Origin of the sequence: Lapidilactobacillus mulanensis (assembly GCF_003946215.1) — a bacterium.
GTDB lineage: Bacteria > Bacillota > Bacilli > Lactobacillales > Lactobacillaceae > Lapidilactobacillus > Lapidilactobacillus mulanensis.
In genome coordinates, this window is record NZ_RHOW01000029.1 from 1 (window position 1) to 20946 (window position 20946).

Consider the following 20946-nt stretch of genomic DNA (forward strand, 5'->3'; position numbering starts at 1 on the left):
GAAGCCGCTTAGAAACAGATTCAACTTTATATTATTTCATTTGTCAACTTGACAGGGCCTAGTGCACTTAAAACGGTCTTTTCTGGTTCCACAGAATAAATATAAAACGCAATTGTATGGATCCAAATCAAATTGACCCTAGATAACGCTAACTAGACCACCGATTCCCCGACGTAAATCAATTTTTCCACAAACTAAAAAGACTTGTTGATTCTGTCGTTGATCAATTATCACCAGCGAACACCGCCTTTAAAACTGCCTCCAAAATATAGTTGTTAATCTGATTGTAAACTACGACCGATTTATTAGTGTCAATCCTAATTTGCCGGGCTTTTGTTGCCATAGTAGATCGCGATTGAGAACCAGAAGGATCCATTTTAATTTGAACAATATCCGGTTTATCCAATAAAAATCGCCCACCAATTATTTGATGAGGCAATCATAACTTGAATTAAATTATTTTTGAAGCCGTTCAGTTATTTACTGCTTACCGATAAAAAGCCGCATCCTGCTTTTTATTGGTTATTTATATGTTTATTTTAAAAAAAAGCTAATTTAGGTTGTTTTCACAGACCCTAATTTGCTCAACGTTGGTCTAAAAAAGATAACGAAGGTTAAGATTATTTATAGCATCATTTATCAACTATAAAAAAGGTTATTGTCTGTAATACCAAAAATCGGTGAAATTTATTTCAAATAATTGAGAATGCTTTTTATATAACTTTTTTTAAAACTGCTTGGGTTTCAGCTAATATTATTCACAATGATCTGTAACTAATTTATTACATGATTAATATTGATTGGTCATTCGAGGGGTGAATGTACAATGGATACTCTTAAATTTACATTTCCTGTTAATAATGGTAATGAAATTGCTAGAAACTTTTTATTTGCTGCTCTCGTTAAATTATTGAATGAGAAGCCAATTAGACAAATTAGTATTGTGGAACTGTGTAAATCAGCTGGAGTTTCTCGATCTTCCTTTTATTGGAACTTCGAGTCAAAAGAAGATATGCTAAGAAAATATTTTAACAGCCAATTTCTTGTTTTGGTTCGCCATCTACAAAAAGTAAAAAAGCAATCTCAAATAGATTTATATGAGTATTTCTTCAACTATCTGCATTGGCACTCTGAATTAATTGACCACTTAATCAAAAATAACATGGAAAACTTCTTACGTGAGCACTTATACTCATACATCACGCATTTGATGAGAGAACGTATAATTTTGGAAACAAATGTATCACACGATTTTAGAGTTTCATTTCTATCTGGTGGCATTACCGAAATTCTAGTTATCTGGTCAAACCATGATTTTAGAGAGAGCAGCAAACAAATGAGTTGCATTTTAAATGACTTAATTAATAAAGTTTGAATCTTAGTTGTATTCTATGAACTTTTTTCATCTTTATATAGTGTAGGACGAGTTTCTAGCAATTATCATATAATTTTGGGAGGTCCAAATTGAAATCAGAAATTGAAGTCACTAAGATCTTTATCCACTATATCCGTCAATCAGTCATGCGTAAATCATTTGAGCTATACCGTATAGATAAGAAAAAAGTTCCCGTAATTCCTTACGAGAATTTCATCATTGAAAATCTTTTAAAAGCTGAATCCCCACAGATGCTTGAAAAAATGTCTTTCAATGATGTTTGGCAAATGGAAGACTTCATAGAAAATGATGCCCTGGCACTTGCTGTTTCAGAACTTTTAAGTAGACAAAAATTTATTTTATATTGGAAATATGTTGAAGATGCATCGGACGCTCAAATTGGAGAATTACTTGGTATCAGTCAACAGACAGTCAATAAGCAACGAAATCAGATTATTACACACCTTGCTCAGTCAATTTATAACTAACCTTGGAGGATAACTTTGAAAGAAGACAATTTAGTGCCAATTATTCGCGCCGCCCAGAATGGTGACAGATTTGCCATGGCAGACTTACTAATGCGATTTGACTACCTTTGTATTAGGCAGGCCAAATATGGTCATGGCTACTTCAACGAGGACTATTATCAGGACTTAAAGGAGCACCTGATTGTTGTCATATATAAATTCAATGTTGATCAGCACCTAAATAAATAGCAATAATCCAGTCAATGTAAAAGATTAGGTGAGGAACCTAATCTTTTTTCATTTCTGGGTTGTAAATTTACTGTTTTTTTCATCTTTATATAGTGAGGACATAAATAATACGCTCCTCTTGCTCTTTGACAACTACATAATGACTACTAAAGACAAACATCCCTAAGTTAGCATGACTGTAACAGACGCCATAACCTTATTTTAAGCGAGCGCCCCCTATTCCAGTAAATGTACCCCCTACCAAGTACGGCATTAATCTTAGCGATGGATAATGATACTTCCACGAGGCTCCCACGTAACGAGGAGAGGTGAGATTCCTATGCGTCTGCTGGTAACAGACCTTTAGTAGTCAGTTCAATAAATAAAATTAGCTACCTATGCTAAAACGTAAATTTATGCTTTCTAAGCAACTTTAACAATAAGGGGTGAATTCCTATTAATAATGAATTAACAATCAATATCAGTGATAAACAGCTTGAAAATTTGCGTTCCCAACTCTACTCACTTCTTTTGGAAGAAGTTAGCAAAGTAAAGCATGAAGCCGAATTAACTATACGCTACCTGAAGAAGAAAGAAGCGTGCGATTATCTCCGTGTTTCTAATAATACGTTGGACAAGTGGATTGCTTTCGGACTACCACAAATCAGTGTTGGCGGTTCTGTTCGCTACGATCGCATTGCTTTAGATCAATGGATGACTAAGGTGGCCCAAGATGGTAGAATCAAGTTGTAGTCTTACGTTTACTTTACTTGGGCTTCCACTTAGTTATTACTGGAAACTTCAAAGGAGTAAATAATTATGGCAATTACGAAAACAGCAGCAGGTAACTATCGAGTGGAGGTGTTCTATCCCCAAAGTGTACGTAAAGTATTGGGTGTTAAAACTGCACGTTATCGAAAAACGTTTGATTCATTGAAAGAAGCAAGACGTAAAGAACGCCAAGTTAATATGGTGATCGATGAAGCCAAGAGTACTAAAGAAGCCCCGGTAAAAAGAATGAATGGCGACATTAGTTTTCATGATTTTTATGTACAAGTCTTCTGGCCAATGTATATTGCCGGTTCAACTGGACGAACTCACGTTATTCCAACTAAAGCAACCATCGATAACACTGCTAGCTTGTTCAAGAAGCATTTATTACCAAAGTTTGGTGACTATTCCATCAACGAGCTAAATGAAGACAAGAGTATCGTCATTAATGAGATGCTTTTGTTGTCAGAAAAGTATGCGAATGTTCGTACACTAAAAAGTTATGTCCGCCAAATGTTTGAATTAGCTGAAGTGATGGATTATATCGAATATAGTCGACTTGAAAAGCCCCTTCGTTTAATCAATGCACCCAAGAAAGACCGCCTCAAAAGAAAACGTCAGCGAGCGGGCGAATCATTGACCGCTGGTGAATTACTGGATTGGTTAGCGGCAGCTAAAGCCGATTATGAGCGTGGTAAGTTAATTCTACAAGATTATCTCTTATTTCTGTTAACTTTGAACATGGGTGATCGTAAAAGTGAATCCTACGCGTTGAAATGGAAATATATTGATTTTGATGAAGGCTACCTCTTCTTAATCCGTGCGCTGGATAAGTATGGTGAAGAAAAAGATACCAAGGGTCACAAGCTCAGTAAAATGGAATTACCTGCTGACATTCTCTCCATGCTGCGTGAATGGAAAGCACTTCAGAAAGAAGAGCTAGCAGATATCGGTGTTGAGCAAGATGAAGAACAACTGGTTTTCACGTACACTAACTTCCGTGGTGGTCTTAATCAACCACTGCACAGTGACTATTTAAATTACCGAATCAATTCAATTCAGCACCGCCATCCAGAGTTAGCTCATCTACATCCACACAAATTGCGGCATACATTTAGTACACTCGCCCATGAAGGTGGTGCTTCAATTGAAAAAATATCGGAACAATTAACGCATTCCGATATTAAAACAACTAGAATCTATGTTAATTCACCAGATGTTATTGATTTAGAGAACCACAGAATGTTCGTAAATCGGTTAAATCAAGAGAAAAAACGATCCATCAAATAATCGCTTTTTAACCAAACAACAGCCAAATAGCAGTCAAAATAACGGACAAAATAATAGTCAATTTAAACCGTTTTTCTCGATAAAAAGAAGTCCTCAAAAAAGGCTTCGCACACGAAACAACGGAAGGCTTCGTACCAACCGTCGTACCAATTGCTAAAAACGGCACAAAAAAACACACCACCGTACCAACGGTAATGTGCTTGAAACGTTGATATCCCAACGATATTAACGCTTTGAAAATTGACTAGCTTTACGAGCTTTCTTAAGACCTGGCTTCTTACGTTCTTTCATACGTGGGTCACGTGTTAACATGCCTGCACGTTTGAGAACGCCACGGAAATCAGGATCAACAGTTAACAACGCACGAGCGATACCGTGACGAGTTGCGCCTGCTTGGCCTGCAAAACCACCACCATGAACGTTAACATTGATGTCATAACTGCCATCAGTTTCTGTTAAAGTTAATGGTTGTTTCATATCTAAAATTAAACTAGCAAATGGAACATATTCTTCAGCTGGTTTGTTGTTGATCGTAATTTTACCTGTTCCAGGAACGAGGAAAACACGCGCAACGGAATCTTTACGGCGACCAGTCGCATTATACATAACTTGTTGTGCCACTATAATTTCCTCCCTAAATTAACTTGGTTAAATCCAAGACTTCTGGTTTTTGTGCTTGTTGTTCGTGTTCAGCACCTGCATAAACATGTAACTTCATGAATTCTTGGTGACCCAAGGTATTCTTTGGTAACATGCCCTTGATTGAAAGTTCAAGCAAGCGAACAGGATTGTTTGCACGTAAGTCACCAGCAGTGCGAGTCTTTAAACCACCGGGATGATCACTATGATGTTGATACAACTTGTCAGTTGCTTTATTACCAGTTAATTTGATTTGTGATGCATTGATTACGATGACATTGTCACCAGTATCGACATTGGGTGTGAATGTTGGCTTGTTCTTTCCACGTAGAATTGAAGCCACAACAGCAGATAAGCGACCTAACGCAATATCTGTTGCATCTACTACATACCACTTGTGTTCAACGTCTGCTGGCTTTGTTAAAGGGGTTGTACGCACGATAAATTCCTCCATAAATAATTTTGTTTGACACCTAATAAGTTCCGGGGCCTATCGTGGGGCAAACAAATACCAAGAATTAGTTTACCTAAAATTCGGCCTAAAGTCAATAACTAACGAGCGTTATCTCACTTTTTTCAAAAACTTTTCTGAAAAATTAGTCTTTTCATTCAACACTAATCAAATCATTCGAATAGATTCTAAGCTGGCTTCATCACCTGGATAGTAAACTTTTTTCAGATAAAGCCCACTTGCTGGTGCGGTTCCCCGAGCTTGCTGGCGATCTTTAACGAGAAACAACCGCTGAAAATCATGAACATCGCGGCGGCCGTTACCAATTTCCAATAAAGTTGCAACTAAGATACGTACCATATTGTACAAGAAACCATTACCTACAAATTCAAAAATCAATTCATTATTTGGCTCATCAACCGTTAACGTTGCAGAATAAATCGTCCGCACTTTATTTTTGATGACCCCACCACTTGCTGCAAAGCTCGTGAAGTCATGTTCACCTAGCAGGTCTGAAATGGCCACCTCGACTCGTTTAACGTCGATTGGATATGGGTAGTGTCCGGTATAGAAACGTTTGAAAGGATCCGTGAAGCGGCCTCTACTGACCCGATAACGATAACATTTGGCGATCGTATCGAATTGTGCGTGGAAATCGGCAGTGGTGATCTCACTAGCGACCACTTCTGTATCTAAAGGCAATAAACTATTCAAGGCTAATAACATATTACGCGCTGGAATTTCTTTAGGATAATCGAAGTGGATCACTTGGCCAAGCGCATGAACACCGGCATCCGTTCGTCCAGACCCATATACACGAATAAAGCCGCCCTTATTCATTTTCGTGAGGGCGGCTTGTAGTGTTCCTTGAACGGTTCGTTGATCCGGCTGGCTCTGAAAGCCAGCATATTTGGTGCCATCATAGGCAACTGTTACTTTATAACGAGGCAAAGTTGAGCACTTCCTTTAAATAATCACGACTGCAGCAATCACCACGAAAAATAATAGTGTCAAGCTATCACGCCGCCGCCATTTCAAAACGCGAAAACGACTACGCCCTTCCCCATCACGATAGCCACGAGAAATCATGGCGGTCGTTAAATCAGTGGCGATATCCAGGCTACTCATCATCAGCGGAATTAGTAACGGAATCAAGGCCTTAACGCGTTTAAGAATACTACCATTATTGAAATCTACTCCACGTGCACGCTGAGCATTCATGATTTTAGTCGTTTCATCCATTAATTTAGGCACGAAACGCAAGGCGATCGACAACATCAACGCCACATCATTCACGGGGAACTTGATCATTTTCAACGGGCGAATTAAATATTCTAATCCATCAGCAATTTCCAAAGGTTGGGTCGTCAAAGTTAACAACGTCGACATGAAGATGATCAATAAGAAGCGAACGGCAATGTACGACGCATTGATCAATCCTTCTTGACTGATAGCCAACCACCCCCATTGCCAATAGACAGTTTTCCCCGTCGTGAAGAATAATTGCAGTGCAACTGTGAATAAAATCAGCAATAACATTGGTCGTAAGCCCTTGATGAAGAACCGAATCGACACACCCGAAAGAACCACACCCGTGAGAACGACCACGCCTAAAATCAAATAGTCATACCAATTGTTCAATAGAAAAATCAAGACAATAAACATGATATTGATAATCAACTTTAACCGAGGGTCTAATCGATGCACGAAAGAATTGCCGGGATAATATCGTCCGAAAATTAAATTATCCAAGTTGCGACCCCCGTTTCAATTGGGGTTCTAAATCCGCTAACAGTTCATTAACTGTTAATGGCATCCGCGTAAATTTGAATCCTTTTTGTTGCAGTCGTTGTACTAACCGCCCTGTGCTCGGTAATTCCAAATTATGTGCAGTCAACCAATCTAAATCTGCGAAAACTTCTGCGGGCGTCCCAACTTTAGCAATCTCGCCATGTGACATCACAACTGCTTGGTCCGCGTAAGCCACCACGTCATCCATTTGATGAGTGACCAAGATGATCGTGATCCCACGTTCTTCATGGATCCGCTGAAATAATTGCATGATTTGTTGACGTCCTAGTGGATCTAGTCCCGCAGTCGGTTCATCTAACACCAAAACCTCAGGCTGCATCGCTAGAACCCCAGCAATGGCCACTCGTCTCATTTGCCCACCCGACAAGTCGAACGGCATTTTATCTTCGAGTGACTCGTCGATACCCACTAATCTGAGCGTATCACGCGCAATTTCAGTTGCTTCAGCTTCACTTTTACCGAAATTCTTCGGCGCAAACGCCACATCTTTCAAAACGGTCTCTTCGAAAAGTTGACTCTCAGGGAATTGAAAGACCAAGCCAACGCTGCGACGCAGATCATGCAATTCCTTATTCTTTGTGGTTGTCATCACCGCCTGATCACCAATCAACACACGTCCACTGCTGGGACGCAATAAGGCGTTGAGGTGTTGAAGCAGCGTTGATTTTCCACTACCCGTTTGACCGATGATGGCTACATAAGAGCCGCTCGTAAATTTTAAATTGATATCCTTCAATCCTAATGTTGCTAAAGGAGAGTTGGGTTGGTAAGTATAATTCACATGTTCGAATGTAATGTCCATAATTCATCCACCAATTGGGTTTCATCCAAATATTTATCCGGTAATCCGACGCCAGCCGCCACTAAATCGGTTCTGACTTGCTCACTCAACGGTACAATCAGGCCATGTTCGTGCAATCGTTCAGCTTGAGTGAATATCTCGCTAGGTGTGCCTTGCGTAATCAATTCACCCGAATCAATTAAAACGATTTGGTCAGCCAATGCAGCTTCATCAACGTCATGTGTGATTGAAATAATTGTAAAATCACCTTGTTCACGTAATTGCATCATCAATTCAATAATTTCGCTGCGACCTTGAGGATCTAACATACTCGTTGCTTCGTCGAGTATGATCACCTTCGGGCGTTGAGCCAATACACCGGCCAACTCGACTCGTTGTTTTTGACCGCCAGACAGTCGCGCCGGTTCCTGGTGACGATAATCCCACATCCGCACCTGTTTCAAAGCTTCCTCTACACGAACAAGCATCTTTTCTCGAGGAACCCCATTATTTTCCATACCGAAAGCCACATCGTCAGCAACAGTCGCGCCGACGAATTGGTTGTCCGGATTTTGAAACACGATACCTAACTGCCGTCGAACATCCCAAATGGTCTCCTCAGAAAGTAATTCACCGTTAAAATAAATCTCACCAGACTGAGGTTCGATTAATCCGTTGAAGGTTTTTGCGAGCGTGCTCTTGCCACTCCCATTGTGTCCAACAATGGCAATCCACTGATCGGGCATGATTTGTAGACTGATTTGATTTAAAGCAGGTTGTTCAGCATACGGATAACTATACGTGACATTCTTGACGTCAATGATTGGAGTCGAATTCATTTTTCCCTGTCTTTCTTAAATAATCATGTTAACATTCTACCATAAATGGATACAAAAAGAGGCCAAACAAAACCGATTTGTCTTGGCCTCCTAACTTTATTCTATGTACAATAATCATTCACAAATGGGAAATCGACAATCCGGATTTCTAAGCTAGACTTGGTGGGTTCCCATCATCGTAACGCTCACGCTCACATTTGTGAAATGAAAATTGGCCGAAATTAATCGTGCGATACTAAACTAATTCGATAATAACCATTGGTGCGCCATCACCGCGACGTTCTCTTGTCTTCAAAATACGAGTGTAGCCACCATTACGGTCAGCATAGCGAGGTGCAATGTCACTAAACAACTTTTGTAAAGCTGATTGAACAATAACATCTTCGCCTTCTTCACGAATATCAGCAATTTCATTACGAACATATGCTGCAGCTTGACGCCGTGCATGTAAGTCTCCACGTTTGCCTAAAGTGATCATCTTTTCAGCAGAGCGACGGATTTCCTTAGCACGAGTTTCAGTTGTTTCAATTCGTTCATGGACCAGCAAATCGGTTGTTAAATCGCGTAACATAGCCTTACGAGGTGCTGAGGCACGACCTAATTTACGATAACTCATGAATTTACCTCCTTTTAATCAAAATTATTCTTCTGAGCGTAATGACAAAGTCAAATCATGTAACTTGGCTTTCACTTCTTCAAGTGACTTGCGACCAAGATTACGAACCTTCATCATGTCTGCTTCAGACTTATTAGTTAATTCTTGAACTGTGTTGATTCCAGCACGCTTCAAACAGTTATAAGAACGAACTGACAGATCTAATTCTTCGATCGTCATTTCTAATTTCTTTTCTTTCTGCGTTTCTTCTTTTTCGACCATGACATCTGTATTCTTCGCCTCATCGGAAAGATCTACAAAGATATTTAAATGATCTGAAAGAATTTTTGCAGCTAGACTAATTGCTTCGCGTGGTGAAATCGAACCATCTGTCCAAACATCTAAGGTTAGTTTATCAAAGTCATTACGCTTACCAACACGGGTACTTTCGACCTGATAATTAACTCGGTTGATCGGGGTAAAAATTGAATCGATTGCAATAACACCAATCGGCATATCGCCAGATTTGTTTTGGTCAGCAGGAACATAACCACGTCCGTTGCTAACTGTCATTTGCATGTGTACATGACCACCCTCAGCGATTGAACAAATATATTGCTCTGGATTCAGAACTTCAATATCGTCATCAGCTTTGATATCCGCAGCTGTAACCGTCGCTGGGCCATCTACATCAATTTCAACAACCTTTTGTTCTTCCGAGTGATTTTTGAGTGCAATTTTTTTAATATTCAGGATAATCTGGGTGACATCTTCCATGACCCCATCGATGGTCGAGAATTCGTGTAAAACACCATCAATTTGAATACTTGAGACAGCAGAGCCAGGTAAAGACGACAATAAAATCCGTCTTAATGAGTTGCCGAGCGTGGTACCATAACCACGTTCCAGCGGTTCAATTACAAACTTACCATAGTTGGTGCTCTCATCAACCTTTGTAATGTTCGGCTTTTCAAATTCGATCATTCAATCTTTACCCCTTTCAAAACGTGTGTCGTGTGTTGCTTCAAAACGTAACTATAACGCTGATTGTGAACAACGGCCACTAAACACGACGACGCTTTGGAGGACGAGATCCGTTATGTGGCACGGGTGTAACGTCACGAATAGCGCTGATTTCCAAGCCAGTAGCCTGTAACGAACGAATTGCAGCTTCACGACCTGAGCCAGGACCTTTAACAGCAACTTCAACAGACTTCATACCATGCTCCATTGATTCTTTAGCAGCAGCTTCAGCAGCCATTTGTGCAGCAAATGGTGTTGATTTACGGCTACCCTTGAATCCGAGCGCACCAGCAGAAGACCATGCAACAGCATTGCCTTGAGGATCAGTAATCATTACTAAAGTGTTGTTAAACGTTGAATGAATATGTGCAACGCCGGCTTCGATATTTTTCTTAACACGACGCTTACGTGTTCCTTTACGAACTGCCATGAATTCATTTACCTCCTATCTAAAATTATACTTTCTTCTTACCTGCAATAGAAACCTTTGGACCTTTACGCGTACGTGCATTGTTCTTCGTGTTTTGACCACGAACGGGCAAGCCACGACGATGACGGATTCCACGATAAGAACCGATATCTTGAAGACGTTTGATATTACGCGTAACTTCACGACGTAAATCACCTTCGACACGGACATTATCAACTGCCGCACGAATCTTATCTTCTTCATCTGGTGTTAAATCTTTAGAACGAACATCTTCAGAAACACCAGCGGCGCTTAAAATTTTGTGAGCAGTAGTGTCGCCAATACCATAAATATAAGTTAAAGCAATGACGATGCGCTTTTCACGGGGTAAATCAACACCTGCGATACGAGCCATTCAATGACACCTCCTATTAACCTTGACGTTGTTTGTGCTTTGGATTTGCAGAGCAAATGATCATAACGCGACCCTTGCGCTTAATAACTTTACAATGTTCACACATTGGTTTTACGGATGGTCTAACTTTCATTATTATAAGCCTCCTGAATTAATACGAAACCATAGAATAATACTACTTACTAGCGATAACGGTAAGTAATACGGCCTTTGGTGAGATCGTACGGTGATAATTCGACTGTAACTTTATCGCCAGGAAGTATACGAATGTAATGCATCCTGATCTTACCAGAAACATGTGCTAGCACAGAATGACCGTTCTCTAATTCAACTTTAAACATTGCATTAGGAAGTGTGTCAGTAACAGTTCCCTCGATTTCAATTACGTCATCTTTTGCCAAAAAATATTCCTCCTAATTGGTTGAACAAGTGGATACAGAAAAACAGCGAGGATAAATATCTCTCACTTGGCAGTAACAAAGACTAAGTCTAACACAGACTCATTCATTTTGCCAAGAACTTATCTTTACTTTATACCACTGAACCAAGAGTTAGTTTAATTTTGACAAAATCAACTTAATTTCATCAAAAACCAGATCAATATCTTGTTCACCATTAACGGTATAAAGTAAACCTTTACCCCGATAAAAATCAAGTAACGGTGTATTCATTTTAATATTTACTGCCAAACGGTTTTTAACCGTTTCTGGCTTATCATCTTCACGTTGATAAAAGTCATGACCACCACAGCGATCACAAGTCCCTTCAACTTTCGGCTTGTTGTATAACTTGTGGTAAGTTGCACCACAAGTCCGGCAAATGAACCGACCTGAAAGACGATCAACCAGAACTGCAGGATCAACATCAATGTTGATCACTGCATCAACAGGCTTCTGCAACTCGGAAGCAATTGTTTCGAGCGCTTCAGCTTGGGCAATCGTTCTTGGAAAGCCATCCAGCATATAACCCACGTTAGTGTCAGGCTTTTGCAGCCGTTCCTTAACAAGAGCGCTAGTGACTTCATCAGGAACCAAATTGCCGTTGTCCATGTACTTTTTAGCCTCTAAACCGACTTTTGTTTCTTCAGCCATAGCCTCACGAAACATGTCACCGGTCGAGATATGTGCTAAATGATAAGCATCAACGATTTTTTCTGCTTGAGTTCCTTTACCGGCCCCAGGCAACCCCATCAATATCAAGTTCACCTTTAGTACCTCCAATTAACGAATAAAGCCAACATACTGCCGTTTCATCATCAAACCATCGAGTTGCCGTGAAGTTTCCAAAGCAACACCTACGACGATCAACAAACTAGTTCCACCTAAACCGATAGATTGAGGTAATCCCCAAAGATTAGCTGCGAGTTGTGGTAACAAAGCTACCGCACCCAAGAAGATTGAACCAACAGTTGAAAGGCGCATCAGTAAACCTGAGAAATATTTCTCAGTTTCTTTACCCGGCCAAACACTAGGAATATAAGCACCCTGTTTTTGTAAATTCTCAGCAAGTTTTTCAGGGTTGACCTGAACAAATGCGTAGAAGAACGTGAACAAGACGATTAAAACAGTATAAATCAATGAACCAGCGGTTGTTTGCATACTGAAAATATTGCTTAAAGTTAGGAACCAACCATCTTGACTATGATTCTGTTGGAATAACATCAGAATCGTTGAAGGTGTAACAATGAATGAACTGGCAAAGATCACAGGGATCACGCCGGAAACATTCACTTTTAAAGGTAAATAACTCTCGCTACCGCCGCCAGCTGCACGGCGTGTATATTGAATAGGAACTTTACGATTAGCTTGTTGAACATAAGTGACCCAATAAACAACGAATAAAACTGCAATGACTAAAGCCAATAACAATAAGATTCCTGTGTATAAATCGCTTGTGCCAATATTATTAACGATATTATCGTTAACTAATTCGTAAACACCTTGAGGAAGTCGAGCAATGATACCCGCAAAAATAATCATTGAAACGCCATTACCAACACCCTTATCAGTGATTTGATCACCGAGCCAAGTCAGTAACATTGTACCACCGGTCAGAATTATACCAAGAACGATAAAAGTTTGAACACTGAGGTTTTTAACCAACGCGTTGCCACTTAAATAGTTAAGTCCTGCTGTAATCCCAATCGATTGAACAAATGCTAAAACGATCGTTAACCAACGAGTCGCTTGATTCAACTTACGCCGACCAACTTCACCTTGTTTACTCCATTCAACAAACTTCGGAATAATATCCATCTGTAAAAGTTGAATGACGATCTGCGCAGTAATGAAAGGAGAAACACCCATTGAAAACAATGAGTAATTAGATAACCCACCACCACTGACAGTATCCAACAATGCGACCAAACCAGAAGTTCCATCGGTTAATGCAGCTGCATTAACACCAGGAACAGTGATTTGTGTCCCAAGGCGGTAAATCAAAAGAATGAATAGTGTAAAGAAGATTTTTTTACGAATTTCTTTCACTTTTAATGCATTTCGCAATGTCGTGAGCATTAGATCACCTCGACTGAACCACCAGCAGCTTCGACAGCTTCTTTTGCGGCTGCAGAATATTTAGCAACTTTCACGCTAACTTTAACAGTTAACTCGCCGTTAGCTAAGAGCTTGACGCCATCAAGTTGTTTCTTGATGATTCCAGCATTTAACAATGCTTCAGTTGTAACTTCTGCGCCGTCATCAAAACGATTCAAATCGTTAAGACTAACAATTGCATATTCTTTACGGTTCACGTTCTTGAATCCGCGTTTAGGCATACGACGGAACAAAGGCATTTGTCCACCTTCGAAACCAAGACGAGTCTTACCACCAGAACGGGCTAATTGGCCTTTTTGACCACGACCAGCTGTTTTACCCTGACCTGATGAAGTACCACGGCCAACACGTTTGCGATCGCGACGGGAACCTTCATTAGCTTTTAATTCATGCAAGTTCATGAAGTCTAGCACCTCCTTGTATTATATCTGTAATTAATCTTGAACTTCTTCGATCTCAACTAAATGAGAAATTTTAAAAATTGCGCCACGAGTAGCAGCATTGTCTGGTTTAACGACGCTACTATTGATACGACCCAATCCTAACTCTTTAACAATCTTTCTTTGAGCAGGAAGGCGATGCGCAGCACTATGTGTTAACGTGATTTTAATATTTGCCATCGACAAAGCCTCCTAATTTTGTAAGTCTTGAGCAGAAATACCACGTAGACTAGCGATTTGCTCAGCAGTCTTAAGCTGCTTTAATCCATCCATTGTGGCACGGATAACGTTAATTGGTGTGTTACTACCTAATGACTTAGAAGTTACATCAGCAACGCCACCCAATTCCATAATGGCACGGACAGCACCACCAGCACTGACCCCAGAACCTTCAACGGCTGGCTTTAACATAATATGGCCAGAACCGAAGTGTCCAAAGGCTTCGTGAGGAATGGTTGTACCAACTAAAGGAATTTCAATCAAGCTCTTCTTAGCATTTTCACTAGCCTTGCGAATTGCTTCTGGAACTTCTTGCGCTTTACCAGTACCAAAGCCAACGTGTCCAGCTTTATCGCCAACAATTACAATTGCAGCGAAGCGAAGACGACGTCCACCTTTAACAACCTTAGTGACACGGTTGATAGTAACAACGCGGTCTTCTAAATCTAAATGAGTTGGATCAATATAAGTCATATGTGTGGTTTTCTCCTTTCTAGAATTTAAGTCCGTTTTCACGAGCTGATTCAGCTAAAGCTTGAACACGGCCGTGATAGAGATAGCCGCCACGATCGAAGACAACTTCGGTAATGTTCTTAGCTTGCGCACGTTTTGCAACTAATTCGCCAACTTGTTGAGCGTTTTCTACTTTAGAACCTGTTGCAGTTAACTCTTTATCAAGAGTTGAAGCACTTGCGAGCGTTACACCCTCTACGTCATCAATTAATTGAGCATAGATGTTTTTGTTAGAACGGAATACGTTCAAGCGTGGGCGCTCGGCAGTACCAGAGATTTTGCCACGGACACGTGTGTGACGTTTTTGCCGTGTTTTATTCTTGTCTGGTTTTGAAATCACAATGTTCACCTCATAAATTATTATTAATTACTTACCAGTCTTACCTTCCTTACGACGAACATATTCATCAACATAACGAATACCTTTGCCTTTGTAAGGTTCTGGTGGACGGATATCGCGGATCTCAGCAGCAAGTTGACCAACTTTTTGTTTGCTGATACCACTAACATTAATTTCCGTGTTAGAAGGAACTTCGATAGTAATGCCTTCTGGAGCTTCAACCTCAACTTGATGAGAGAAGCCAACACTAAGTACTAATGTTTTACCTTTAAGTTGTGCACGATAGCCGACACCGACTAATTGCAGTTTCTTGATATAACCTTCAGTTACACCAATAACCATGCTATTAACGTTGGCACGTGTTGTACCATGAAGTGCTTTATAACTATCGTCAGGTCGTGTAAAGGAAAGAACATTATTTTCTTCATTAATAGTAATTGCTGGGTCATAAACTCGTGTTAATTCACCTTTTGGGCCCTTAACAGTGACTTTATTTCCATCTGTTGTTGTAACCGTCACTCCCGCTGGAAGTTCGATTACTTTATTACCAATACGACTCATTTAATGAAACACCTCCTAACTTTTAGAAATTACCATACATAAGCTAAAACTTCGCCGCCGACGTTCTTTGCACGTGCTTCTTTGTCTGTAAGAACGCCTTCGGATGTTGATAAGATTGCAATACCTAAGCCATTCAAAACCTTGGGAACATCGTCAGCTTTGACATAGCTACGAAGACCAGGTTTTGAAATACGCTTCAAGCCAGAAATAACGCGTTGGCGATTGGCACCATATTTCAAGAATACGCGGATCATACCTTGCTTACCATCTTCAGTAACTTCATAATCGCGAATAAAACCTTCGCGCTTCAGAATTTCAGAGATGTCTTTTTTGATTGTTGAGGCAGGAACATCTAATGCATCGTGACGCACCATGTTGGCGTTACGAATACGAGTTAGATAATCTGCAATTGGATCAGTCATGACCATTGATTAATATACCTCCATTTCCTGTCTAATTAAATTACCAGCTAGCTTTTGTCATTCCGGGGATTTGACCTTCATGTGCTAATTGACGAAGGCAAACACGGCAAAGCTTGAATTTGCGATAAACAGAATGTGGACGACCACAACGTTCGCAACGTGTATATTCTTGTGTTGAGAATTTCGCTGGGCGATGATTCTTGACAACTAAAGACTTTTTAGCCAATTGTTCGACCTCCTTTATTTGGCAAATGGCATGCCGACTTGTGTTAAGAGTTCACGTGATTCTTCGTCAGTATCAGCTGTTGTTACAATAACAATATCCAATCCACGAACGCGTGCAACTTTTTCAAAATCGATTTCAGGGAAAATTAATTGTTCTTTGACACCTAATGTGTAGTTGCCACGACCATCAAATGAACGTGTGCTGACACCATGAAAGTCACGAACACGTGGTAATGAAACGTTGATCAACTTATCTAAGAAGTCATACATCCGTTCCCCACGCAAGGTAACCTTGGCACCAATTGACATACCTTCACGCAAACGGAATCCGGCAATGGACTTCTTTGCTTTGGTAATTAATGGCTTTTGACCAGAAATAAGTGTTAATTCTTCAACGGCATTATCTAAGTTTTTAGAGTTAGAAACGGCGTCACCAACACCCATATTTAAAACGATTTTTTCAATCTTTGGCACCTGCATTACAGAACTGTAGTTAAACTTTTCAACTAAAGCAGGTGTGATTTCTTTAACGTAGCGTTCTTTTAAGCGACTCGTCATTTAAGAGTTATCCTCCCTTCCTTGCTTACTTATCGGCTTTTTCAGTTTTTTCGGCTTTACCGATTGGTTGGCCCGTCTTTTTAGAAATACGGACTTTCTTGCCATCAACTACTTGATAACCAATACGAGTTGGTTCATTAGTTGAAGGATCGATCAACATCACGTTAGAAACATGAATCGCAACCTCTTGATCTTTGATTCCGCCTTGGGGATCCGAGTTAGATGGTTTTTGATGTTTTTTTGCAATGCTAATGCCTTCGACAATGACACGGTCTTTCTTAGCAAGAACTTTAAGTACCTTGCCTTCTTTACCCTTATCTTTGCCGCTAATTACTTTGACTTTATCACCAGTTTTTACGAACATCGTCTGATGTGCACCTCCTCATGGACTACTTGAAATGGTTGACTATTATAAAACTTCTGGAGCTAATGAGACGATCTTCATAAAGTCGTTATCACGAAGTTCACGAGCAACTGGCCCAAAAATACGAGTACCACGAGGGCTCTTGTCTGGGTTGATGATTACAGCTGCGTTTTCGTCGAAGCGGATATATGAACCATCTGTACGGCGTGCACCTGAGCGCGTACGTACGATGACTGCCTTAACAACGTCACCTTTTTTGACAACGCCACCTGGTGTTGCTTGTTTAACAGTAGCAACAATTGTATCACCGATATTGGCAGTCTTACGATTAGAACCACCCAGAACCTTGATTGTTAAGATCTCACGAGCACCTGAATTATCAGCAACTTTAAGTCGACTTTCTTGTTGAATCACTTTAGTTTCCTCCTCTCGTCATTCTTAACATTCTTTAAATGATAACAGACTTTTCAACAACTTCTAATAAACGGAAGCGTTTTGAACGAGATAGCGGACGAGTTTCCATGATCCGAACAATATCGCCAACTTTTGCTTCGTTGTTTTCGTCATGCACATAGTATCTCTTCGAGTACTTGACACGCTTTCCATAGACAGGATGTGTATGGTATGTTTCAACAGAAACCGTGATCGTTTTTTCCATTTTGTCGGAAATAACGCGGCCCTGGTAAACTTTACGATGATTACGAGTTTCTTCGCTCAAGTTGTGAATCTCCCTTCCGATTATTTGTTAAGTTCTTGCTGACGAAGAACTGTCTTGATCCGAGCAATATTCTTACGAACTTGCATCAGACGAGCTGTATTTTCCAACTGACCTGTTGCTTGTTGGAAACGTAGGTTGAACAATTCTTCTTTGTATTGCTTCTCTTTATCGAGCATTTCAGCAGTGGTTAACTCTTTAATTTCACTAGTCTTCATTAGCTTCGCCACCTACTTCCTCGCGCTTTACAAACTTAGTCTTGATTGGTAGCTTGTTAGAAGCCAAGCGCAATGCTTCGCGGGCAACTTCTTCAGGAACACCACCAATTTCAAATAAGATCTTTTCGCGTTTTACAGGAGCTACCCAGCCAGCAGGTGCACCTTTACCAGAACCCATACGTACGCCGACACCTTTTGCAGTGTACGATTTATGTGGGAAAATACGAATCCAGACACGTCCGCCACGTTTCATATAACGAGTCATTGCAACACGGGCAGCTTCAATCTGTCGGTTAGTGATCCAATGTGACTCTACGGCACGTAATCCATATTCACCAAAGTTAAGTTCCTTACCGCCTTTTGCAGCTCCACGCATCTTGCCACGGAACTCGCGACGGTGTTTCACACGCTTAGGTACTAACATTGATTATTTTCCTCCTTTCGCACTTCTGTTATTATCTCTTCTGTTATCACGACGACCACTATTATCACGGCGGCCACGTTTGTTACTGTTCTTGTCACCAGTATCGGCATCACGAACAACCTTTTGACCTGGCAAAATTTCGCCACGGTAGATCCATGTCTTAACACCTAATTGACCATAAGTTGTTGTTGCTTCATTCCAAGAATAGTCAATATCAGCACGTAAAGTATGCAAAGGAACAGTTCCTTCTGTATGCCATTCACGACGAGACATATCTGCACCGTTCAAACGACCAGAAACTTGTGTCTTGATACCTTTAGCACCAGCACGCATTGTTCTTTGAGTTGCTTGACGTTGAGCACGACGGAAGGCAACACGTGCCTCTAATTGACGAGCGATTGAATCGCCAACCAATTGTGCATCCAAATCAGGTTGTTTGATTTCAACGATGTTGATGTGTACTTGCTTACCAGTTAAGTTATTCAAAGCCTTGCGTAAGTTTTCAACCTCAGCGCCGCCCTTACCAATAACCATACCTGGTTTAGCAGTATGGATCGAAACATTAACACGTTTAGCTGAGCGTTCAATTTCAACTTGTGAAACTGAAGCGTCAACTAACTTTTTAGCAATATATTTACGGATTCTTAAATCTTCATGAAGATAGTCAGCATATTCTTTGTCAGCATACCATTTGGCATCCCAATCGCGGATAACGCCGACACGGAAACCGATCGGATTTACTTTTTGACCCACGTTTTTTCCTCCTATTCTTCTCTTTCTTTAACAACCACAACAATGTGGCTTGTACGTTTGTTAATTGGTGAAGCTGAACCTTTAGCACGAGGACGGAAACGCTTGAGCGTTGGTCCTTCGTTGACATAAACTTCGCTAACAAACAAATTTTGAGCATCTAAGTCATAATTATGTTCTGCATTGGCAATTGCTGATTTTAACACTTTTGCAACGATTGGTGAAGCACCACGGGTTGTAAATTGTAAAATAGCTAAAGCTTCTGCGGCCTCTTTGCCACGAATCAAATCGACTACCAGGCGAGCTTTACGAGGCGCAATACGAACAGTTCTTGCTTCTGCTCTTGCTGTTGTTACTTGATCTGCCATCGACTAATCTCTCCCTTCTACTTTGCAGCCGTCTTTTTATCGTTACTACCGTGACCACGGAACGTTCTTGTTGGTACAAATTCGCCTAACTTATGGCCAACCATATCTTCTTGTACGAAGACTGGGACATGCTTACGACCATCATAAACTGCAATTGTAAAACCAACAAAACTTGGGAAAATTGTTGAACGACGTGACCAAGTCTTGATAACTTGTTTCTTTTCACTATCTGCCTGTGCCGCGATTTTCTTTAGAAGATGCTCATCAGCAAAAGGTCCTTTTTTAAGGCTACGACCCATTATGTTACCTCCCTTGAACGTGATTAGTAATTATTTTTATTTACCTTTACGATGACGAATAATCAATTTCTCTGAACGAGCTTTTGAACTACGCGTCTTCTTACCCATCGTCTTCTTACCCCATGGTGACATAGGAGATGGACGACCGATAGGAGCTTTACCTTCACCACCACCGTGTGGGTGATCGTTAGGGTTCATAACTGATCCACGAACGGTTGGACGGAAGCCCATCCAGCGTTTACGACCAGCTTTACCAATATTGATCAATTCATGTTGTTCGTTACCAACTTCACCGATAGATGCGCGGCCTGCTGATAAAATCATGCGCGTCTCGCCAGAAGTTAAACGTACCAAAGTATATTTAGTTTCATGACCAAGGATCTGTGCAGATGTACCAGCTGAACGAACTAATTGACCACCCTTGCCAGGTTTTAATTCAATGTTATGAACTAAAGTACCAACAGGAATGTTTGCAAGTGGTAATGCATTACCAGGTTTGATATCAGAATTAGGACCAGATTCAACAACCTGTCCAACTTCAAGGCCCTTAGGAGCGATGATGTATGTCTTGATACCATCCTCATAGTGTAACAATGCAATATTTGCAGAACGGTTAGGATCGTATTCGATCGCCTTAACTGTTGCTTTGACATCGTCTTTATTACGTTTAAAATCAATGACACGATATTTCTGTTTATGACCGCCGCCACGATGACGAACGGTAATGTGACCATGTGCATTACGACCAGCAATGCGGCTTTGTGATTCAACTAAAGTCTTTTCAGGAGTCGTTTTCGTGATCTCAGCAAAATCTGAGCCAGTCATATTACGACGTCCGGCACTGGTTGGTTTGTATTTAACAATCGCCAATTTTATTCCC

The 20946-nt window shown here is 40.6% G+C and carries 36 protein-coding genes; 5 read left to right on the forward strand and 31 right to left on the reverse strand.

All coding sequences use genetic code 11. The features are described from left to right. The first annotated feature begins 826 nt into the window (after window positions 1-826). The 5 genes from EKM67_RS07635 (at window position 827) to EKM67_RS07655 (ending at window position 4131) form a co-directional block, all read left to right on the forward strand. Window positions 827-1375 (forward strand): TetR/AcrR family transcriptional regulator, encoded by a 549-nt coding sequence (locus EKM67_RS07635; RefSeq protein WP_125553118.1) that lies wholly within the window; start codon window positions 827-829, stop codon window positions 1373-1375. An 89-nt stretch (window positions 1376-1464) separates the two neighbouring features. Beyond that, window positions 1465-1863: a sigma factor-like helix-turn-helix DNA-binding protein gene (locus EKM67_RS07640; RefSeq protein ID WP_125578429.1), complete on the forward strand. Its 399-nt coding sequence runs from the start codon at window positions 1465-1467 to the stop codon at window positions 1861-1863. A gap of 15 nt (window positions 1864-1878) precedes the next feature. Beyond that, complete coding sequence (locus EKM67_RS07645; protein WP_125553120.1) at window positions 1879-2091, forward strand: helix-turn-helix domain-containing protein; 213 nt, start codon at window positions 1879-1881, stop codon at window positions 2089-2091. Window positions 2092-2574: 483 nt separating this feature from the next. Further along, the gene (locus EKM67_RS07650; RefSeq protein ID WP_225417348.1) at window positions 2575-2823 is read left to right on the forward strand and encodes a helix-turn-helix transcriptional regulator; all 249 of its coding nucleotides are present in this window, start codon (window positions 2575-2577) and stop codon (window positions 2821-2823) included. Between the two features lie 66 nt (window positions 2824-2889). Further along, window positions 2890-4131, forward strand: a complete 1242-nt coding sequence (locus EKM67_RS07655) for a tyrosine-type recombinase/integrase (RefSeq protein ID WP_125553122.1) — start codon at window positions 2890-2892, stop codon at window positions 4129-4131. Between the two features lie 225 nt (window positions 4132-4356). Here EKM67_RS07655 and rpsI read toward each other — a convergent pair whose 3' ends face one another. The 31 genes from rpsI to rplB all read right to left on the reverse strand — a co-directional run bounded on the left by rpsI (window position 4357) and on the right by rplB (window position 20936). After that, entirely contained in the window at window positions 4357-4737 is a 381-nt protein-coding gene (rpsI, locus tag EKM67_RS07660; RefSeq protein WP_125578465.1) for a 30S ribosomal protein S9, read from the reverse strand. A 28-nt stretch (window positions 4738-4765) separates the two neighbouring features. Beyond that, window positions 4766-5209 carry a 50S ribosomal protein L13 gene (gene rplM, locus EKM67_RS07665; RefSeq protein WP_125578430.1) on the reverse strand — a complete coding sequence of 148 codons (444 nt, stop codon included), beginning with the start codon at window positions 5207-5209 and terminating at the stop codon, window positions 4766-4768. A gap of 180 nt (window positions 5210-5389) precedes the next feature. Further along, window positions 5390-6172, reverse strand: a complete 783-nt coding sequence (gene truA, locus EKM67_RS07670; protein WP_125578431.1) for a tRNA pseudouridine(38-40) synthase TruA — start codon at window positions 6170-6172, stop codon at window positions 5390-5392. Window positions 6173-6187: 15 nt separating this feature from the next. Beyond that, window positions 6188-6973, reverse strand: a complete 786-nt coding sequence (locus EKM67_RS07675) for an energy-coupling factor transporter transmembrane component T family protein (protein ID WP_125578432.1) — start codon at window positions 6971-6973, stop codon at window positions 6188-6190. After that, window positions 6966-7835: an energy-coupling factor ABC transporter ATP-binding protein gene (locus tag EKM67_RS07680; protein WP_125578433.1), complete on the reverse strand. Its 870-nt coding sequence runs from the start codon at window positions 7833-7835 to the stop codon at window positions 6966-6968. Before EKM67_RS07680 ends, EKM67_RS07675 begins: the two co-directional genes overlap by 8 nt. Next, the gene (locus EKM67_RS07685) at window positions 7811-8653 is read right to left on the reverse strand and encodes an energy-coupling factor ABC transporter ATP-binding protein (protein ID WP_125578434.1); all 843 of its coding nucleotides are present in this window, start codon (window positions 8651-8653) and stop codon (window positions 7811-7813) included. Before EKM67_RS07685 ends, EKM67_RS07680 begins: the two co-directional genes overlap by 25 nt. 235 nt (window positions 8654-8888) lie before the next feature. Continuing rightward, window positions 8889-9269: a 50S ribosomal protein L17 gene (gene rplQ / locus EKM67_RS07690; RefSeq protein WP_125578435.1), complete on the reverse strand. Its 381-nt coding sequence runs from the start codon at window positions 9267-9269 to the stop codon at window positions 8889-8891. Window positions 9270-9293: 24 nt separating this feature from the next. Continuing rightward, window positions 9294-10232, reverse strand: a complete 939-nt coding sequence (locus EKM67_RS07695) for a DNA-directed RNA polymerase subunit alpha (protein ID WP_125578436.1) — start codon at window positions 10230-10232, stop codon at window positions 9294-9296. Window positions 10233-10311: 79 nt separating this feature from the next. Further along, entirely contained in the window at window positions 10312-10701 is a 390-nt protein-coding gene (gene rpsK, locus EKM67_RS07700; protein WP_057823564.1) for a 30S ribosomal protein S11, read from the reverse strand. A gap of 25 nt (window positions 10702-10726) precedes the next feature. Beyond that, entirely contained in the window at window positions 10727-11095 is a 369-nt protein-coding gene (gene rpsM, locus EKM67_RS07705; RefSeq protein ID WP_125578437.1) for a 30S ribosomal protein S13, read from the reverse strand. Between the two features lie 16 nt (window positions 11096-11111). Next, window positions 11112-11228, reverse strand: a complete 117-nt coding sequence (rpmJ, locus tag EKM67_RS07710) for a 50S ribosomal protein L36 (protein WP_057756760.1) — start codon at window positions 11226-11228, stop codon at window positions 11112-11114. A gap of 49 nt (window positions 11229-11277) precedes the next feature. Continuing rightward, on the reverse strand, window positions 11278-11496 hold the full coding sequence (infA, locus tag EKM67_RS07715; RefSeq protein WP_057823558.1) for a translation initiation factor IF-1: 219 nt from the start codon (window positions 11494-11496) through the stop codon (window positions 11278-11280). A gap of 150 nt (window positions 11497-11646) precedes the next feature. Continuing rightward, window positions 11647-12300, reverse strand: a complete 654-nt coding sequence (locus EKM67_RS07720) for an adenylate kinase (RefSeq protein WP_125578438.1) — start codon at window positions 12298-12300, stop codon at window positions 11647-11649. A 15-nt stretch (window positions 12301-12315) separates the two neighbouring features. Continuing rightward, a complete protein-coding gene (secY, locus tag EKM67_RS07725) occupies window positions 12316-13611 on the reverse strand; it encodes a preprotein translocase subunit SecY (RefSeq protein WP_125578439.1) in 1296 nt (431 codons plus the stop codon). Continuing rightward, entirely contained in the window at window positions 13611-14051 is a 441-nt protein-coding gene (gene rplO, locus EKM67_RS07730) for a 50S ribosomal protein L15 (protein WP_125578440.1), read from the reverse strand. Before rplO ends, secY begins: the two co-directional genes overlap by 1 nt. Before the next feature lie 33 nt (window positions 14052-14084). Continuing rightward, entirely contained in the window at window positions 14085-14270 is a 186-nt protein-coding gene (gene rpmD, locus EKM67_RS07735) for a 50S ribosomal protein L30 (protein ID WP_125578441.1), read from the reverse strand. A 12-nt stretch (window positions 14271-14282) separates the two neighbouring features. Next, entirely contained in the window at window positions 14283-14783 is a 501-nt protein-coding gene (gene rpsE, locus EKM67_RS07740; protein ID WP_125578442.1) for a 30S ribosomal protein S5, read from the reverse strand. 19 nt (window positions 14784-14802) lie between these two features. Then, a complete protein-coding gene (rplR, locus tag EKM67_RS07745) occupies window positions 14803-15171 on the reverse strand; it encodes a 50S ribosomal protein L18 (protein WP_318531163.1) in 369 nt (122 codons plus the stop codon). An 18-nt stretch (window positions 15172-15189) separates the two neighbouring features. Next, window positions 15190-15723, reverse strand: coding sequence for a 50S ribosomal protein L6 (gene rplF / locus EKM67_RS07750; protein WP_125578444.1), 534 nt, complete (start codon window positions 15721-15723; stop codon window positions 15190-15192). 29 nt (window positions 15724-15752) lie between these two features. Next, the gene (rpsH, locus tag EKM67_RS07755) at window positions 15753-16151 is read right to left on the reverse strand and encodes a 30S ribosomal protein S8 (protein ID WP_125578445.1); all 399 of its coding nucleotides are present in this window, start codon (window positions 16149-16151) and stop codon (window positions 15753-15755) included. A 34-nt stretch (window positions 16152-16185) separates the two neighbouring features. After that, on the reverse strand, window positions 16186-16371 hold the full coding sequence (locus EKM67_RS07760) for a type Z 30S ribosomal protein S14 (RefSeq protein ID WP_125578446.1): 186 nt from the start codon (window positions 16369-16371) through the stop codon (window positions 16186-16188). A gap of 14 nt (window positions 16372-16385) precedes the next feature. After that, a complete protein-coding gene (gene rplE / locus EKM67_RS07765; protein ID WP_125578447.1) occupies window positions 16386-16928 on the reverse strand; it encodes a 50S ribosomal protein L5 in 543 nt (180 codons plus the stop codon). Between the two features lie 25 nt (window positions 16929-16953). Beyond that, the gene (gene rplX / locus EKM67_RS07770) at window positions 16954-17292 is read right to left on the reverse strand and encodes a 50S ribosomal protein L24 (protein WP_125578448.1); all 339 of its coding nucleotides are present in this window, start codon (window positions 17290-17292) and stop codon (window positions 16954-16956) included. A gap of 45 nt (window positions 17293-17337) precedes the next feature. After that, window positions 17338-17706 carry a 50S ribosomal protein L14 gene (rplN, locus tag EKM67_RS07775; protein ID WP_125578449.1) on the reverse strand — a complete coding sequence of 123 codons (369 nt, stop codon included), beginning with the start codon at window positions 17704-17706 and terminating at the stop codon, window positions 17338-17340. Between the two features lie 34 nt (window positions 17707-17740). Continuing rightward, entirely contained in the window at window positions 17741-18010 is a 270-nt protein-coding gene (gene rpsQ / locus EKM67_RS07780; protein ID WP_125578450.1) for a 30S ribosomal protein S17, read from the reverse strand. A 20-nt stretch (window positions 18011-18030) separates the two neighbouring features. Further along, window positions 18031-18225, reverse strand: a complete 195-nt coding sequence (gene rpmC, locus EKM67_RS07785; protein ID WP_125578451.1) for a 50S ribosomal protein L29 — start codon at window positions 18223-18225, stop codon at window positions 18031-18033. After that, entirely contained in the window at window positions 18215-18649 is a 435-nt protein-coding gene (rplP, locus tag EKM67_RS07790; RefSeq protein ID WP_125578452.1) for a 50S ribosomal protein L16, read from the reverse strand. Before rplP ends, rpmC begins: the two co-directional genes overlap by 11 nt. Before the next feature lie 3 nt (window positions 18650-18652). Further along, complete coding sequence (rpsC, locus tag EKM67_RS07795; protein WP_125578453.1) at window positions 18653-19402, reverse strand: 30S ribosomal protein S3; 750 nt, start codon at window positions 19400-19402, stop codon at window positions 18653-18655. 11 nt (window positions 19403-19413) lie between these two features. Continuing rightward, a complete protein-coding gene (gene rplV, locus EKM67_RS07800) occupies window positions 19414-19767 on the reverse strand; it encodes a 50S ribosomal protein L22 (RefSeq protein WP_125578454.1) in 354 nt (117 codons plus the stop codon). 17 nt (window positions 19768-19784) lie between these two features. Continuing rightward, entirely contained in the window at window positions 19785-20066 is a 282-nt protein-coding gene (gene rpsS, locus EKM67_RS07805; RefSeq protein ID WP_125578455.1) for a 30S ribosomal protein S19, read from the reverse strand. Between the two features lie 36 nt (window positions 20067-20102). Then, window positions 20103-20936, reverse strand: coding sequence for a 50S ribosomal protein L2 (gene rplB / locus EKM67_RS07810; protein ID WP_125578456.1), 834 nt, complete (start codon window positions 20934-20936; stop codon window positions 20103-20105). Between the last annotated feature and the right edge of the window lie 10 nt (window positions 20937-20946).

What these genes read in the sequence shown, in the direction of transcription:
- EKM67_RS07635 (WP_125553118.1), top strand. Translation starts at nt 827, where the DNA reads ATGGATACTCTTAAATTTACATTTCCTGTTAATAATGGTAATGAAATT.
- EKM67_RS07655 (WP_125553122.1), top strand. Translation starts at nt 2,890, where the DNA reads ATGGCAATTACGAAAACAGCAGCAGGTAACTATCGAGTGGAGGTGTTC.
- rpsI (WP_125578465.1), bottom strand. Translation starts at nt 4,737, where the DNA reads ATGTATAATGCGACTGGTCGCCGTAAAGATTCCGTTGCGCGTGTTTTC.
- EKM67_RS07680 (WP_125578433.1), bottom strand. Translation starts at nt 7,835, where the DNA reads ATGGACATTACATTCGAACATGTGAATTATACTTACCAACCCAACTCT.
- EKM67_RS07685 (WP_125578434.1), bottom strand. Translation starts at nt 8,653, where the DNA reads ATGAATTCGACTCCAATCATTGACGTCAAGAATGTCACGTATAGTTAT.
- rplQ (WP_125578435.1), bottom strand. Translation starts at nt 9,269, where the DNA reads ATGAGTTATCGTAAATTAGGTCGTGCCTCAGCACCTCGTAAGGCTATG.
- EKM67_RS07695 (WP_125578436.1), bottom strand. Translation starts at nt 10,232, where the DNA reads ATGATCGAATTTGAAAAGCCGAACATTACAAAGGTTGATGAGAGCACC.
- rpsK (WP_057823564.1), bottom strand. Translation starts at nt 10,701, where the DNA reads ATGGCAGTTCGTAAAGGAACACGTAAGCGTCGTGTTAAGAAAAATATC.
- rpsM (WP_125578437.1), bottom strand. Translation starts at nt 11,095, where the DNA reads ATGGCTCGTATCGCAGGTGTTGATTTACCCCGTGAAAAGCGCATCGTC.
- rpmJ (WP_057756760.1), bottom strand. Translation starts at nt 11,228, where the DNA reads ATGAAAGTTAGACCATCCGTAAAACCAATGTGTGAACATTGTAAAGTT.
- secY (WP_125578439.1), bottom strand. Translation starts at nt 13,611, where the DNA reads ATGCTCACGACATTGCGAAATGCATTAAAAGTGAAAGAAATTCGTAAA.
- rplO (WP_125578440.1), bottom strand. Translation starts at nt 14,051, where the DNA reads ATGAACTTGCATGAATTAAAAGCTAATGAAGGTTCCCGTCGCGATCGC.
- rpmD (WP_125578441.1), bottom strand. Translation starts at nt 14,270, where the DNA reads ATGGCAAATATTAAAATCACGTTAACACATAGTGCTGCGCATCGCCTT.
- rpsE (WP_125578442.1), bottom strand. Translation starts at nt 14,783, where the DNA reads ATGACTTATATTGATCCAACTCATTTAGATTTAGAAGACCGCGTTGTT.
- rplF (WP_125578444.1), bottom strand. Translation starts at nt 15,723, where the DNA reads ATGAGTCGTATTGGTAATAAAGTAATCGAACTTCCAGCGGGAGTGACG.
- rpsH (WP_125578445.1), bottom strand. Translation starts at nt 16,151, where the DNA reads ATGGTCATGACTGATCCAATTGCAGATTATCTAACTCGTATTCGTAAC.
- rplE (WP_125578447.1), bottom strand. Translation starts at nt 16,928, where the DNA reads ATGACGAGTCGCTTAAAAGAACGCTACGTTAAAGAAATCACACCTGCT.
- rplX (WP_125578448.1), bottom strand. Translation starts at nt 17,292, where the DNA reads ATGTTCGTAAAAACTGGTGATAAAGTCAAAGTAATTAGCGGCAAAGAT.
- rpmC (WP_125578451.1), bottom strand. Translation starts at nt 18,225, where the DNA reads ATGAAGACTAGTGAAATTAAAGAGTTAACCACTGCTGAAATGCTCGAT.
- rplP (WP_125578452.1), bottom strand. Translation starts at nt 18,649, where the DNA reads ATGTTAGTACCTAAGCGTGTGAAACACCGTCGCGAGTTCCGTGGCAAG.
- rplV (WP_125578454.1), bottom strand. Translation starts at nt 19,767, where the DNA reads ATGGCAGATCAAGTAACAACAGCAAGAGCAGAAGCAAGAACTGTTCGT.
- rpsS (WP_125578455.1), bottom strand. Translation starts at nt 20,066, where the DNA reads ATGGGTCGTAGCCTTAAAAAAGGACCTTTTGCTGATGAGCATCTTCTA.